Origin of the sequence: Magnetospirillum moscoviense (assembly GCF_001650635.1) — a bacterium.
Taxonomy (GTDB): Bacteria; Pseudomonadota; Alphaproteobacteria; order Rhodospirillales; family Magnetospirillaceae; genus Magnetospirillum; species Magnetospirillum moscoviense.
Window position 1 is genome coordinate 1 of sequence record NZ_LWQU01000169.1, and the last position, 16,066, is coordinate 16,066.

A 16,066-nucleotide genomic window follows, 5' to 3' on the forward strand; every position below is an offset into this window, starting at 1 on the left:
AGGGGGGCATGATGGATGAGTCATTCCATCTTGAATCACGCTCACGCCCGCCTGTCCAGGCTATGTTAACGCCTATGAGGCGATTCCCCCCGCATGCTGGCCGAGTTCATGGCGGCCCGCGCCCTGGCCGGCCTGGCCCACCCTGATCTGACCGAGGACTTTCGTACCATTCTGGCTGGCCCCAACGGCACCACCTTGGGCATCGTCTTGGACGCCTTGGCCGAGGGGACGCCCTTGCCGGACCTGGCTGACGACCTGCTGGCGTTGATCCTTGACGGCGCCTGGCCAGTTTTGGTGCGAAAGGAGGCCGTGACGGCCTTTGCCCATGCCAGCCCCGACCGTAGCGGGGACCTGGTGTCGGTCCTGGCCTGGTGGCGCTTCCGCGAACGAATGGGAGGAGTTTCGCTGGGCGATGAGTTCAGCCGAGTCCTTCTTCGTCGTCCGGCCGAGCAACCGGCGGCGCCGCCATCGACAGCCTGTTCGGCTTCGTTGATGGCCATCCCCGCTTTGCCGATCCGCTGGGGTGGCTGATGGTGTGTACTGTCGAGGACTGGCGGATACAACAAGCACGGGGGCCAGAGCCGAAGTCGCTCAGGTCACAGGGATGCGAGTAACGTGTGGATTGACATGAATCAATGGTCGTCAATTTCACTCACATTCGCGGAATTGCCTTACAATCTATCGGGTCTTAATCTACATACTAGTCAATATGTCCTGAGGGGGGCTGGGCGGTGATTGTTAGAGTGGCGACGGCGTCAGTCGTTTGCATGGTTTTGTGCCTATCCTTTGGTATCAAAGGGGGCGGGGCTGAAACCCTTGAGGATGTCTTAGCCGCAGCCTACGCGACTAATCCCGGTCTGCAGGCGTCGCGAGCCCAATTGCGCTCGGTGGATGAGGGCGTTCGCCAGGCCCGCGCCGGATGGTTTCCCACCGTCAACGTGACCGGCAATGTCGGGCGTGGGCGGTACCACTCCACCACCCTTGCTCACACCGATACCATCCGCAATCCCGAGAGTTATTCGGTAACCCTTTCGCAGCCGCTGTATACCGGTGGGCAGACCCTGGCGGGCATTGATCAGGCTGAAAACAACGTGCTGGCCAGCCGGGCGCAGTTGCATGCGTCCGAGCAGAGCGTTCTCCTTGGGGCCGCCACCGCCTTCCTGGATATCATCCGCGATGAGGCCCTGGTGGAGCAGGCCACCAACCATGTGCGGGTGCTGCAGCGCCAGGTGGAGGCCGTAAGGGCTCGATTCGCGGGGCGAGAGGCGACCCAAACCGATGTGGGGCAAGCAGAGGCGCGATTGGCCCAGGCGGAAGCCGGGCTGACCCAAGCGGAAGGTGCGCTGCAGGATTCCAGGGCTATTTTCACCACCGTCATCGGCCGCCCCCCCGAGGCCCCGACCGTCCCCTCGGCGGCTCGGCCGGTCCCAGGTAATCTGGAGGAAGTCCGGGGGACCATCGAAAGGCAGAACCCGAACATCATGGCTGCCGTCTTCAATGTTCAGGCGGCCAAGGCCGGGGTCGTCGCCGCCGAGGGACAATTGTTGCCGACCGTTTCGCTGAACGGCACCAACAGTCGGGGACTGAACGAATCGACGGCGGGAGGCTACAGCAGCACACAAGAGGTGAAGCTGACCCTTAGCGTGCCCTTATACGATGGCGGCGCTAATTACTCCCGCGTGCGGGGGCAAAAGGAAACCTTGATGCAACGCAGCAAGGAGGCCGAGCAGGCCCGGCGCGAGGCGGTGCAAAACGGTTCCAGGGCGTGGCAGGCCCTTCGATCGGCGCGGGCCAAGGTGACATCCTTCACCACTCAGATCCGTGCCAACGAAACCGCCCTGAGGGGTGTGATCGAGGAGCAGAGGGTCGGTTCGCGCACCGTGCTTGATGTCTTGAATGCCGAGCAGGAACTGTTCACCGCACGGCAGAGTCTGGTCACTGCCCGTCATGATGAGATGGTCAGTGCCTTTCAACTGTATGCCAGCATGGGGCGGATGACGGTTCGGGAACTTGGCATTGCCACGGAAGTCTATGACCCCACGGTCCATTACGAGGAAGTCCGGGGCAAGATGTTCGGGCTTGGCGGGAGTGAAGAATAGTGTTCCGCGATAAGGCTCTGAACGAAACCCAAAGCCCCGATCCCGTCAACGAGGCCATGCAGATCACCTCGTCGGCCGGATGGATGCAACTGGGCGCCCTTGGCGCCATGGTGCTCATCGCGGTGGTGTGGAGCGCGCTGATCGACATTCCCATGAAGGTCAAGGCCAGCGGCATTCTGCTGGGGGAAGACGGCGTTGCCGACATCACTCTGGCCAGTCGCGGTCGCGTGGTGGATATGCGTGTCAGGCTGGGCGATGAGGTCAAGAAGGGCGATATCATCGCCATCATCAGTCAGTCTGATCTGGCCATGCAGCTTTCGGTCAAGGAGGCTAGCCTGCGCGGCGCCATCGAACGCGAAAGCCTGTTGCGGCGCTACAACAAGGAAACTGCCAGCGCCCAGGGCACGGCGGTGGATTCCCGTGTTCAGTCGGCGGAGCAGCGGGTCGCGACCTTGTCGGAACGACGCCGATGGCTGCAGGAGCGTCAGGACAATCTGGAAGGCATGCTGAAGCAGGGCTTCGTGGCCCAGGAAACCGTCCTGCGCAACAAGGCAGAGCTGACCGATGTGGTCAACCAAATCGCGACAGCGCGCAGCGATGCCTCCAGTGGGCGTAACGATTTCAAAGTTCAGGATGTTCAGCGCCAGAAAGAACTGACAAACGCTCAGGAAGAGGTGATCCGACTGACCGCCGAGGTGGCTGACAACAGAAAGCTGCTGACCGAAAACAGTGAGGTGCGCAGCCCTTATTCCGGCCGCGTGATGGAAGTGAAGTACGGCCAAGGGGAATATGTGGAGGTCGGCAACCCCATGGTCTCGCTGATCCGCAACGACAATGCCGGCAACACCGTCAGCCGGGTGATCGCCGAGGTGTTCGTTCAGCCCGACAGCGGCAAGGAGGTCAAGATCGGCATGCGGGTGGATGTGGCCCCATCCTCGGTCCAGTCCGCCGAATACGGCTTTATCGTGGGCAAGGTGATTGCGGTGTCGGAAGCCCCGGCCACCAGTGCCGGCATGATGCGGGTCCTGAAGAATGACCAGCTGGTCAAGCAATTGTCGCAGCAAGGTGCCCCCTTCGCGGTCAAGGTCGAACTGGAGACCGCGCCGACCCGCAGCGGCTTTGCCTGGACGTCGTCCCAGGGGCCGGCAACCGCCATCAACAGCGGTACGCCCTGCGACGCCTTCTTCGTGGTCCGTAAGCGCCGTCTTCTGGGTCTGGTGATCCCCCCGTTTGCCCGGTTGTTCGCAGAATGAGGGGCGGGGACATTGTGGGGGGGCTCACCTCGGCCCTGGCCTCCTTGAGGGGGGGGCGGGTGCGCACGCCGGTGGTCCAGCAGATGGAACGCACCGAGTGCGGTGCCGCCTGTCTGGGGATGATCCTTGGTCATTACGGCCGCTGGGTTGCCTTGGACGAGTTGCGGATTCAAAGCGGCGTATCGCGTGATGGCAGCCGTGCCGGCAATGTGGTCCGGGCGGCGCGACAATACGGCCTTGAAGCCGAGGGCTATAAGGTCGAATTGGGCGCGGTGCGAGATCTGCCGTTGCCCTGCGTGGTCTTCTGGGCCTTCAACCACTTCGTGGTGATTGAGGGATTCGGACGCAACACCATCCATCTGAATGACCCGGCAGTGGGGCGCCGGTCGGTTACTTGGGAAGAGTTCGATCGCAATTTCACCGGCGTGGTTCTGACTTTTTCGCCGGGGCCGGATTTCACCCCCGGCGGTGAGCGCCCGTCCATTGCCGCCGGTCTGCGCCGGCGGTTCGAGGAATCGCGCTCTATCCTGACCTTCATCGGCCTGGTCAGTCTGACCATGGTGATTCCCGGCATCCTGGTGCCCAATTTCACCAAGCTTTTCGTCGATTACTACCTGACCAAGAAATACGCTGACTGGCTGATCCCGATTCTGGTCGGCATGGGGGGCACGGCGCTGTTCCACGCGGCTCTCACCATGCTGCAGCACTATTACATGCTGCGGTTCGAGACCCGCCTGTCGGTGGGCTCGACCAGCGCATTGGTGCGCAAGCTGCTGCGGCTGCCCATTGCCTATTTCGGGCAGCGCAGCCCCAGCGAACTGGCGGTTCGCGGCTCCCAGACCGAAGGCCTGGCGCAACTGGTGGCTGGCAACATGGGTACGGCCATCCTGGCCTTGCCGTCGGCGATCCTGTTCGGCCTGTTGATGATGTATTTCGACTGGTATCTGGGCTGCCTGGCGCTGATTTTCGCCGCGGTGAACTTCGCGGCCCTGGCGGTGATGGCCCGGACTCTGGCCGAGCGTAATCAGGCGGTCGTCATCCAGCAGGCCAAAACGGCGGCGGCCGCTGCGTCCGGTCTGCGCATGATTTCGGAATACAAGGCCAGCGGCACCGAATCCCTGCTGTTCGAACGGATCACCGGCTACAAGGCGCGCCAGGAGAACCTGAATGCGCCCTTGCAGCGCAGTCGCCTGATGCTGCAAGCCATTCCTTCCGCCATCAACGGCATCGCCACCGCATCGCTTTACGTCATCGGTGGCGAGCGGGTCATGGCGGGGGCGATCACCATCGGCATCTTGGCCGCCTTCCAGACGCTGTTGTCCAGCTTCATGGGGCCTGTGCAGCAATTGGTCGGTATGGGCCAGCAGCTCCAGAACGCGCAAGCCTTCATGACTCAGATCGACGACGTCCTTAGCCATTCCGAAGGGGCCGAGTTTTCGCCGGATCGCGAGGAAAAGTCCAAGGGCGCGCGCCGTTGCGTCGGCGCCCTTGAGCTGCAGAACGTGGCGTTCGGCTATAGCCCGCTGGAGCCGGCGCTGGTCAAGGATGTGTCCATTGATGCCAAGGCGGGCGAATGGATCGCGATCGTCGGGCGCACCGGCAGCGGCAAATCCACGGTGGGGAAGCTGGTCACGGGCCTGGAAATGCCATGGAGCGGCGAAGTGCTGATCGACGGCAAGCCGATCTCCAGCATTCCGCGGGCCATGCTGCGCAACTCGACGGCGGTGGTCGATCAGAATGTGGTGATCTTCGAAGGTACGGTTCGCGACAACATCGCCATGTGGGACCCGACCATTACCGAGGAAGCCATCGTCGGCGCCGCCAAGCTGGCCTGCATTCACGACTTCATCGTATCGCGTCAGGGCGGCTATCAGGCCAAGCTGTCCGAGGATGGCAACAATCTCAGCGGCGGTCAGCGCGCCTTGATGGACATTGCCAGGGCCATTGCCATTCAGCCGTCGGTGCTGGTGCTCGACGAGGCCACCGCCGCCCTGGACGCCGTGACCGAAGAGAAGGTGATGTCCAATCTGCGCGAGCTGGGCTGCACCTGCATCATCGTCGCCCATCGCCTGAGCACCATCCGTGATGCCGACCGCATCATCGTTTTGGATCAGGGCCGGGTGGTGGAGATGGGAAGCCATGATGAATTGTTGGCCGCCAATGGCCTTTATCGCCAGTTGACGGAACAGGCATGAGCGACACCGGACCCGAACTCGCCCCCGAGGCCAGCGCCACGCCGGAACGGCGGTCGTTGCCCGCCACCGAACCGCTGATGATCGAGCCGGGGGACAAGGCCTGGGCGGTGACCCATGGCAGCGTCCACATCTTCGCCTTTCAGACCGATAAGAAGGGCGTTCAGACCTCGGCACGGCGTTATCTGTTCACCATCAATGCCCATGGCATGTTGTTTCCCCTTCCCAAGGCCCTGCCCAGGATGAAGTTCATCGCCGTGCCCATGCCCGGCACGCGGTGGATGCCCTGTCCGATCGACATGATCTGGGCCACCGATCCGCGCTTCATCGAGGTGGTGGATCAATGGGTGTGCGGCTGGATGTCGGCCAATATCCGCTATTTGCAGAACCGTCCTGCACGCGAACAGGCGGTGCATGCGGAAAAGCAGATGGTCCTGGAGCCGAATTCCATGATCGATGGCGGCAATGGCGTAGTCTGGTGCCGGGCCGAGACCGGCCAGGGTGTGCTGTTCGATACCCAGCCGGTGGGGGCCGGCGGCATGGACATTTTCCCCTTGGCGGCGGGCGGCTGGGTCCGTGCCTTCGAGCAGATGCAGATTACCCCCCTTTCCACCATGGATCTGGCCCGAAACAGAACGCTCCGGGCCTGCCTGGACGACTTCATGGCCCTGGCGCAGCAATCACTGGCGACGGTTCTGAATTTCGCCTTGGTGGACGAGGTGATGCGCCTTGACCGGCGTTCGGCGCGGCTTACCAACGACACGCAGCGGATCATGGGTGATCTGGCCCGCATGATCGGCGGCGGCGGACCGAAGAAATCATCATCGTCGGCCAATCAGCGCCTGTTCTCGGCGGTTCATTCCGTCGCCGCCCGCATCGGGGTGAAGGCGGAAATGCCGACTTCGGTGCATCAGGCCGAGGCCGATGTGGAGCCGTCGCTCGAAGATATCTTGCGGGCATCGTCCCTGCGCTCGCGGCCCGTGCGGCTGGACGAGGGATGGTGGACCCAACAGCAGGGCTCCTTGCTGGCTTTCAAGGCCGAGAATGGTCACCCGCTGGCGCTTCTCGAGAACGGACGTGGTGGCTATTGGCTGGAAGATCCGGTGGCGGGAACCCGCCAGGAGGTCAACGCCGAAGTGGCCGCCGGCATAGCACGCGACGCCTATTGCTTCTATCAGCCACTGCCGGACGGGCGCCTGACCATCAAGCAGGTTTTGATGTTCGGGCTGCAGGATTGCCGCAACGACATTGCCGCCATCTTTCTGGCGGCCGTGGTGGGTGCGTGGATCGGCTCGCTGCCGGCCATGGCGTCCGGGCTGATTTTCGACATCTTGATTCCGCGCCAGATGTCCGGCCTGCTGTGGCAGGCTGGCGCCGCGCTGTTCATCCTGGCATTGGGGCGCGCCGTCATCAGCTATGGCGGGCATATTGCCTTCGCCCGTATTCGGGGGCGGGTTTCCACGCGGCTGAAGGCGGCGTTATGGGACCGGTTGTTGCGTCAGCCGGCGAGCTTCTTCGCACGCTATCCCGCCGTCAGCATCGCCACCCGCGTTCAGACCATCGAAGGTTTCGTCAGTTCCGTGCAAACGGTCGTCAATCAATCGCTGATGACCGTGGGTATGCTGATCAGCAATGTGGTCACCATGATCTGGTTGTCACCTGCGGCGACACCGGCGGCTTTGGGACTGATGGCCCTGTTTCTGGCCGGTATGGGCGTGGCGGCGTGGGGCCAGCAATGGGCCTTCAAGCATGGCGAACAGGCCCAGGGTTCGGTCAGCACTTTTATGTACAGCCTGACTAGTGCGGTGCGCAAACTGCGCCTGGCCGGGGCCGAGGACCGCGCCTTCGTGAAATGGGGCGATCTGTTCTCGCTGTCACGCTCGAAGCAGATTGATGTGCGCAAAGTCACCAACGGTTTTTCGGTATTTTCTTCGGTCTTCAATACGGCATCGCTGGCGGCCATCTTCGCGGTGATCGCCATGATGAGCAAAGAGCAGATCCCGGTCGGCGCTTTTTTCGGGTTCGTCACCGCCTTCGGAATGGCGATGTCATCCTTGTCATCCCTGGCGACCACGGTTCTGAACATCGCCGCGCAATTGGCATCGCTTCCCTATGCCCAGCCCATTCTTGACGCCGTCCCGGAAAAGCTGGTGAAGAAGGCCAGCCCCGGCCGGATGACCGGTGCGGTGGAACTGGCCAATGTGGCGTTCCGTTATGCCGGCGAAGGCGATGTGGTGCTGCAAGGCGTGTCCTTCGCCGTGGAACCGGGCGAATTCGTGGCCATCGTGGGCTCCACCGGGTCGGGCAAGTCGACTTTGGTCAAGCTGTTGCTGGGGCTGGAAATGCCCAGCTCTGGGGCCATCTTGTATGACCAACGTGATCTATCCGGCCTGGATCTGGACGCGCTCCGCCGACAGATGGGCGTGGTGCTGCAACAGCCGCAACTGATGCCCACCAGTCTGTTCGAGAATATTCGCGGCACCGCCAATGCCGGTATGGACCAGGTTTGGGAAGCGGCTCGGCTGGCCGGTATTGCCGACGACATCAAAGCCATGCCCATGAAAATGCACTCCGTGGTGAGCGAAGGTTCCCAGGGGATATCCGGCGGTCAGTTACAGCGCATCGCCATCGCGCGCGCCATCGTGCGTGATCCCGCCTTCCTGATTTTGGACGAGGCGACCAGTGCGCTCGACAATGTCACCCAGGCCGAGGTCAGCCGCAATCTGGCCAGCTTGGCCTGTACCCGCATCGTCGTCGCCCATCGCCTCAGCACGGTCATGGATGCCGACCGCATCGTCGTTCTGGATCAGGGCAAGGTCGCCGAGACCGGAACCTACGGCGAATTGATGGAGGCGGGCGGCGTTTTTGCGCGAATGGCCCGGCGTCAGCAAATTTCCTGACTTTGTCGGGAACTTTTTTCGGTTCTTAGACACAGACGTTCATTGATCAAAGTGAGCGGCGGCTGAACGCCGGTCAGTACAGCACAAGCGGGGGGGGGATATCTCATGCGGGACCAAACGAACGGCAAGTCGGGCGCCATCAAGCTGGACCTGGACGATCTGGATGACGTGGTGGGCGGCGTCGCTTCCACCCCCCAGCAGCAGAAGAACCAGGACATGCAGGCGCTTGAGGCCGCCGTGATGGCCCAGGTGGATAACAGCCAAGCCCTGAAGAGTGCGGCTTCCGGCCAGTCGGGGGCCTCGGCCGCGACCGCCATCGACGATCTGGTCAACGCAAGCGTGAAGAGCAAGACCTTCGCCGGCACGACGGAGGCCCAGGCCAAGCAGGTGGCCTATGCCGCCGCGTTTACCGAGATTGCCAGGGATTTCGGCGAGAACCAGGCCGGCGCCAAGGGCGCGCAAATGGTCGCCGATTTGCTGAAGACGCGATCCGCCGACATCGTTGCCGGGGCGGCGCACATGGATGCCGCAGGATTGCAGGATCTGCGGGCTCAGGTCATCGACATGGCCGAGCACAAAATCGATGGCGCGATGGCGCTGGCGGAAAAGCTGGTCGCCGCCAATAAGATGCCCATTTCCTCGATCGCCGAAATGGCTTCGCACGGTGTTGACGGAGCGATGCAGTCGCTGTGCGGCATGGCGAAGAACAGCAGCACCAGCGGCGCCCTGGCCGAGGTGGTGACCCTGGCCAAGGCGGGGCAGTCGGACGCCATGTCCGGCTTGCAGTTCCTGGCGGTCAACGCCGCTCCGGGGGCCTTGGATCAGGTCAAGGCCATGGCCAAGGAGGGAACGCCGGGGATTCCCGATGTGATGCTGACGCTGGCCAAGTCCAATATCGTGACGGTCCAAAGCATCTATGACCTGGCCGTCGATAAAAAACCCGGCATGATGCGGGTGGTGGCCGCGCTGGCCGAGGAGGGGAACGCTTCGGCGACGACCCTGTGCGGATCGCTGGTCCGCAATGGCGTTGCGGGCGCGGTGGACAATGCGATGGCGTTGGCCAGGATGGGCGTCAATGTGGGGATCGAGGGGCTGGTCAGGGACAGCTTCATGACCCTGGACCATGTCAAAACTCTGCTGTCTGATGCGGCGCCGGGCGTCATGGACATCCTGTCGAGCATGACCGCAGCGAGCGCCGCCGGGGCAAAGGATCTGTTGCTGGCCCAGGCCAAGGCCGGCGCCAGCGGCGCCATTGACGCCGTGGAAAGCCTGGTCACCAGAAATCTCGTCACTATGGCCGAATTGAAGACCCTGGCGCAGAACGGCGCCCCCGGCTCTGTTGCCGCCCTGGGTGATCTGCTGCAAAAGGGCAACGCAACGGCGGGGACGACACTGAAGGACCTGTGTACCGCCAGTGTCGCCGGGGCGGCCGAACAGATCGGCATCGCCTTCGCCAAGGGTAATGCCACCATGGGGCCGATTCTGAAGGATCTGGCCATTGCCGGCTCCCTTGGCGCCGTGGACGAGGTGAAGGCCCTGGCCCAGTCGGGATTCGCCGGTTCGCTTGACATCGTCAAGGCGCTGGTCACTGGCAGCAAGATGACCGTCGCCGATGTGGGCGAACTGGCCACGGGCAGCGGTTCCAAGCTTATGTTGACCGCCCTGGCCGATCTGGCTACCCAGACCAAGCCGGTAGACGGTGCCCTAGCTAAAATCAAGGTCTTGGCCGCAGCCGGAGCCGACGGCGCGATTGTCGCCGTCGAGCGGCTGGTGACCGGGGGCAAGCTGACCATCGCCGATGTGGCAACCATGGCCACCAGCGGCACGCCGGGCATGGCGACAGCGCTTTATGATCTGGCCGTTGCCGGCAATGCCACCGCCCTTACCCAGATCAAGACCTTTGCCAAGAGCGGCGCAATCGACACGGGCGATGTGCTGGAGGCGCTTGTCAAGCGGGGGTCGCTGACGGCAGACAACCTCAAGAGCTTCGCCACCGATTCCACCGCGACGGACGCCGGCAAAGCGATCCTTGTGGCGTCGCTGGGCGATCTGGCGGCAAATACGGCCACCAGCGCCGCCGCCCTGACCGCCCTGTCCGCCCTGGCCACCAGCAATGTTGCGGGTGCCCTGGATCAGATCGAAAACCTGGCGAAGACCGGCAATGCCGGTGCTCTGTCCACGCTGGCCACCTTGGCGGTCAACAACGTGGGCGACGCCAAAGATACGATTCTGGCCTTCGCCAAGGCCAATGTTCCCGGGATCGGGGCGTCCATCGAAACCCTGCTGTCCAAGGGCAAGATCACCGTGGCGGCCATCGGGGATCTGAGGACGGCGGGGGCCACCGCCATGGGTGACGTTTTGGCCCGTCTGGTGAATGGCCTCGTAACGGGGGCCACAGCAGCCAATGTCACCGATGCCGTTACCCAGATCAAGAAGCTGTCCGCCGATCACGTCAGTGGGATGGAGGGCGCCATCGGCGCCATGATCAGCAAGGGCAAGATAACCCTCGCCGACGTCTCGACGCTGGCGAAGAGCGGTAGCACGGGCATGGCCGCCGCCCTGGCGGAGTATACCGTGAAAACGACCGACCGGTTGTCGGCCGTCATCATCACCCCCGGGACAGCCATCGATATCGCCAGAAAGCTGGTTGCCAGCACCGCGTCCGAGGCCGGAAGCTGCGCCGCGATCCTGGCCAAGGCCAACTTGCTCAAATTGGCCGATCTTCCCACTTTGATGGCGTCCAACAAGGCCGGCCTGATGCAGGCACTGGGCGATCTGACCAATGCCAACATAGCCGGCGCCGGGACCATGCTGGTGAATGCGGTCAAGGCGGATACGGCCGGTGCGAAGGAGGCTTTCCTTTCTGCCGCATCTTCACCCCAGGGCTTGGCCGCCATTTCGGATCTGGTGAGCACGGGTAAGATCAGCCTTAACGATATTGGCCAAAAGATCGACAATGGGGCCGCATCCCTGCTTCCGGCCCTGGGTAAACTGGTTGGCAGCAATATCCCCGGCGCCTTGGACATGTTGGTCGACAAGGTCAAGGTCGGTGGCCCCGCCATGGTGGCCAAACTGGAGCAGATCGTCACCAGCGGCGGCGTTGCGTGTACCTCGACCGCCGTCCCGAACACCATGCTCATGCGCTCCATTTTGACCGCCGAACCCGTGGGCAACCCCATCCCCATGAGCGTATTGGCGCAATTGGCCGGAGAAGGCGTGCCCGGCATCATGCCGATGCTGCAGAAACTGGCTGTCGCCTTGGACACTAAGGGCGCCGCCACATCGCAGCTCGACGTGATGTTGAACGTGACCGAAGGCAAACAGTTCCGGGGAAGCTTCGTCAACGTCGCCGTCGATGCCATCACCCAGGCGGGCTTGAATGGCTCGACCGAGGCCGTGGCGATCATGCAGGCGCTGATCGATCAAAAGCGCGCCTCGCCCACTCAGATGTACACCCTGTCCGCCGCAGGCGTTCCCGGCGCGCTGGAACTGGTGACCAAAGCCGCCATGGGCGGCGATGCTGGCGCCTTGGCCGAACTCAAGCACGAGGCGTTGCGCCAGACCCCGGGTATCGGGCCGGTCATCGAAGATATGGTGATCAAGGGCAAGATGACCGCCGCCGATGTGGCATCGATGATCACCAAGGGCGGGCCGGACATGGTCGGCGTCCTGACGGATTTGGCCAGCCAGAACGCCAATGGGGCGATGGATCAGATCAAGATCCTGGCCAAGCAAAGTGTTCCCGGCGTGGCCGATGCCATCGAGGCCCTGGCCAAGAGCGGCGCCATGAAGGTGTCCGAGGTGGCAGCGCTGGCCGCCAGCGGAACGCCGGGTATTGCCGGCGTCCTGGGGGATCTGGCTGCTGCGGGGACTCCTGGTGCCCTCAATCAGATCATCACCCTGGCCAACAACGGCAACCGCCTGATGATCAGCGAATTGGGCGATCTGGTGAAGCAGAAGGTGCAGGGGGCCTTGGAAGCGCTGAGCGAACTGGCCACCGAAGACCGAAGCGGAACAGCCATCGCCCAGATCAAGAAATTGGCGCGTGACGGAATTGCCGGGGTGGATGACGTCGTCAGAACCTTGGTTACCGGCGGCGGCATGACTGTGGGCGATCTGGGGGCTTTGGCTGCCGCCGGCGCACCGGGCACGATGTCGTTGCTGGGCAGTCTGGCCACCGGCGGTTCCGCCAGTGCGCTGGAACAGGTGAAGTACATGGCAACCAACGACGCCCCCGGCGCCGCGGCAGTCGTGCAATCCCTGGTGACCAGCAATAAACTGACGCCGTCGGACGTGGTCGACCTGTACAAGGCCGGGGCGGCGGGGATGGCCGGTGTTCTGGGCAATCTGGCGGCCGCCGGTTCGGCGGATGCGCTGACCGAATTCAAGGCCCTGGCGCCAAAGGGCGGACCGGATGTGGTCCCGGCCCTGGAAAAGCTGCTCACCAGCGACATCTTGAGCCCCGCCGATGTGGTCGCCATGGCGGCGGCCGGTGTGCCGGCGGCCCTGGACAGCCTGGGCAATCTGGCCGCCAAAGGCAATGACGAGGCCCTTACCGCCTTGAAGGCGGAGCTTGAAGGCAAATCGGCGGCGGCTGTGGCAGCGCTGGATCACCAGCTTGAGAACAATGCCCGCTTCGCCTTCACTCTGATGGCGGACGAGATCAAGGCGGACCGGATCACCATCTCTCACGTCACCGACATGGCCGAGAACGGGAGCAGCAGCGCGCTGGCGTTGGTCGCCGATCTGGTGAAGGGCAGTGTCACCGGCGCCGCCGCCGCGCTGGATGGTTTGCTGGCCAGCGACGTGCCCGGCGCGCCGGTCGTGACCGCAATGCTGGTGATGGCCGGCTCGATTACCATGGACCATCTGACCGAATTGGCGAATGGTTCCTCGCCGCGCGGCGCGGTTATGGCCCTCGGTGAACTGGCCCGTGTTCCCGCCCATAGCGAGGCTGCCGTCAGCACGCTGAAAAGCATGGTTATGACCGGTGGGGGAGACGAGCCCGACGCACAGTTGACGCTGTCCAACCTGGCGTCATTGAAAATCTCCTGGGCGGAGACGGCGCACAAAGAAATCAGCGACATTGTTGAAGCCAACAAGACGTTGGTGATGGGCGAAGTTAAGTCCTATCTCGCGGACAATGATAACGGCAGCGACATCACCAAAGAAAACGTACAAAGTGTCGTCAATAAGATTCTTGCCACCATCGAAGGGCTGAATTCCGGGCTGACCTCGGACACCCTGGCCAAGAGCATGATTGCCGCGGCTCTGTATCAGGGCGCCAGCGGTCTGCAAGAAGTGCAGGAAGCTTTGGCCGGCGCCTATGGCGGAGAGTTGCTGGTTGGCACCCTGGCCGTCGCCGACAAGCTCACCACCGTCGAAGGCGTCAACAAGTTAGCAACCTCTGTCAGCCGCGATATCCTCGTTGCCGCCGGTCTTGATGGCGCGCCGATTCTGGCCGATATCATGGGTCAATATATGACCAACGGATACGCCATGCTGTCCATGACCGGGCCGGGCGGCCATGTCATGAACGGGATAACGGCTGGCGCCTCCATCCTCAGCGACCCCACCAGCCTGTCGGCCTGGACGGATGCCTATGCGGGTGTAGCTGTGAGCGTCATGTTGGACGCGACCCCGATTGGGGCGCCCTTGGCCGCTGCCCAACTTGCCGCAGCCCTGGTTCAGTGCGAGGCCGTCTCGAGTGCCTGTTCGGCCATGTTCGGCGACACCAACAACAAGGCTATTCAGGCGACGGCCAAAGCCGTGCAGGGCTATGCTGGAATGCTTTCCGAAGTGGGCGGAGAACTGGGCAGTGATGCCTTGCAAAGGCAATTCCATGCCAGCAAACAAGCCGCCCATGACCTCAATAATATGGGGTCGCGCATGATCCGGGGCGATGTCGTCGGCATGGCCACCGCGGCGCGCGAAATGATCAACAATCAGGTGGATTCACTAAATACTTTTGCCCAAGAAAGCGGCGCAAAGATTATAGATGCCGCACAGAAACAAAAAGAGTCCATGAAAATGGCCCAGATGGCTGTGGTTGACGCTCAGATAGAAATGCTGAGCCAGCTTGGTATATCCTGTGGAATTACCAACGCATTGGCCGGATTGTCTGTGGAGTACATGACAGGAATGTACGTTTCTCAGATGGATGCCGCCATAATGGGCGCCGAGTATGGCATGGCCGTCTCAGACATGTTCGCCAAACTGGCCAAATACGATGTGGAGGGCGCAGCCGAGGCCATGGTCGGCTTGGTCCAAATGGGAGTTGCCGGCGCCGCCGAGCAGCTCAAGCAGTCGGCCGAGAAGATGGAAAACGTCAGGCTTGCGGCCGAATCCGCAGCCGCAGACCTGAAGAGCGCGGTCATTGAAAGCGGTGCGGTCGATGCCGCCGAAGGGTTGCTGAATTTGGCCGCCGCCAATGTGCCGGGCGCCATCGTCGGTGTGACGGCGGTGAAAGCCAGCGTGGCCATTCAAGAGGCGCAGGTCAAGGTCGTGATGCAAAATTGGAAACATGCCTCGGAGGGGGTGAGTTCGGCCGCCGAAGCCTTGGCCCGGTTGGCCGCCTTCGATATCGAGGGAGCCGCCATCGCCTTGTCTAACGTCGTCAATGCCGGAGTCGGAATGATCACCGATACGGCTCAGGTCGCTATCGACACCCTGAAGGACCTGGGCTTGATGGGTTATGGGGCGGCCCGTCAACTGATCAACAACCTGGCCGATATCGGCGTGACGGCGGCCGAGGGTATCAAGGACTTCTTCGAAGATTACTTCGATCCGACCAACTGGTGACGTGAATGGGTCTGTGGCCATTTGGACGAAAGTCTCCGGATTTTGGGGCTTTCGTCTCAGCCAACCAGCAGCGGTTGTTTCGCTTCATCTTGAAACAGGTGGGCGACCGCGCCGATGCCGAAGATCTGACCCAGGAGGCGTTTCTTCAAGCCTTTCGGGGCTTCGAAAGCTTCCAGGGCCGGTCCTTGCCCTCGACTTGGCTGTTCGGCATTGCCGTCAATGTGGTGCGGACCCATCTGCGGCGCAGCCCTCAGCTTCGGCACACCTATGTCCCGGAAGAGGCATTGGCCGAGCTGCCCAATGAAGGCAACCCGCTGGCCGATCTGGAAATGCGGCGGCGGATAGAGGCGCTGGACGCCGCCTTGTTCCGCCTTCCCGATGATTGGCGCGAGGTCCTGGTCTGCGTGTCCATGGAAGGCTTGTCCTATGAACAGACTGCCACGGTTCTTGATCTGCCCATCGGCACGGTTCGCTCGCGTCTGTCGCGGGCCCGCGAACGTCTGGCGGCAGACCTTATCGCTGATCGCCCGGCTGGCCGCCGAGTTCTGCAACCGCCTGCGCCACGCCGAAACCATGGGCGGGCGCTATTGGTGGGGCAATTCCATCGCCGATATCTGTCGCCGCCCCGGCCAGTTCCCCTGCTGGAGCAAGCCCGACCGCCTGTTGACGGTGACCATGGAGGACCGCGCCTTCCGCGTCGCGGTGCGCACGGCGCGCCGGGCAATGGCCGGCATCCTTGCCGACCCGACCGGCGGCGCCACCCACTGGCACCGCCAGACCGAGCTGCCGCCCTGGACGCGGGGACGCTTCCCCATGGCCGA

At 62.7% G+C, this 16,066-nt stretch carries 7 protein-coding genes and 1 pseudogene; all 8 read left to right on the plus strand.

Annotated features, from left to right (window positions below; genetic code table 11):
- The first annotated feature begins 93 nt into the window (after positions 1-93).
- On the plus strand, positions 94-531 hold the full coding sequence (locus tag A6A05_RS16015) for a hypothetical protein (RefSeq protein ID WP_068503540.1): 438 nt from the start codon (positions 94-96) through the stop codon (positions 529-531).
- 236 nt (positions 532-767) lie between these two features.
- Positions 768-2,099, plus strand: coding sequence for a TolC family outer membrane protein (locus tag A6A05_RS16020; protein WP_068503543.1), 1,332 nt, complete (start codon positions 768-770; stop codon positions 2,097-2,099).
- On the plus strand, positions 2,099-3,352 hold the full coding sequence (locus A6A05_RS16025; RefSeq protein ID WP_068503545.1) for an NHLP bacteriocin system secretion protein: 1,254 nt from the start codon (positions 2,099-2,101) through the stop codon (positions 3,350-3,352). The genes A6A05_RS16020 and A6A05_RS16025 overlap by 1 nt, the downstream gene beginning before the upstream one ends.
- Before the next feature lie 59 nt (positions 3,353-3,411).
- Positions 3,412-5,547, plus strand: coding sequence for an NHLP family bacteriocin export ABC transporter peptidase/permease/ATPase subunit (locus tag A6A05_RS16030; RefSeq protein WP_172822298.1), 2,136 nt, complete (start codon positions 3,412-3,414; stop codon positions 5,545-5,547).
- A complete protein-coding gene (locus tag A6A05_RS16035; protein ID WP_068503549.1) occupies positions 5,544-8,444 on the plus strand; it encodes an NHLP bacteriocin export ABC transporter permease/ATPase subunit in 2,901 nt (966 codons plus the stop codon). The genes A6A05_RS16030 and A6A05_RS16035 overlap by 4 nt, the downstream gene beginning before the upstream one ends.
- 105 nt (positions 8,445-8,549) lie before the next feature.
- On the plus strand, positions 8,550-15,245 hold the full coding sequence (locus tag A6A05_RS16040; protein WP_068503551.1) for a hypothetical protein: 6,696 nt from the start codon (positions 8,550-8,552) through the stop codon (positions 15,243-15,245).
- Between the two features lie 5 nt (positions 15,246-15,250).
- Positions 15,251-15,691, plus strand: a pseudogene (locus A6A05_RS20325) (RNA polymerase sigma factor); the annotation flags it as partial.
- A gap of 127 nt (positions 15,692-15,818) precedes the next feature.
- Positions 15,819-16,066: cell wall hydrolase (locus tag A6A05_RS21885; protein ID WP_245644322.1), on the plus strand; the 248-nt coding region annotated here is incomplete at its 3' end.

What these genes read in the sequence shown, in the direction of transcription:
- A6A05_RS16015 (WP_068503540.1), top strand. Translation starts at nt 94, where the DNA reads ATGCTGGCCGAGTTCATGGCGGCCCGCGCCCTGGCCGGCCTGGCCCAC.
- A6A05_RS16020 (WP_068503543.1), top strand. Translation starts at nt 768, where the DNA reads ATGGTTTTGTGCCTATCCTTTGGTATCAAAGGGGGCGGGGCTGAAACC.
- A6A05_RS16035 (WP_068503549.1), top strand. Translation starts at nt 5,544, where the DNA reads ATGAGCGACACCGGACCCGAACTCGCCCCCGAGGCCAGCGCCACGCCG.
- A6A05_RS16040 (WP_068503551.1), top strand. Translation starts at nt 8,550, where the DNA reads ATGCGGGACCAAACGAACGGCAAGTCGGGCGCCATCAAGCTGGACCTG.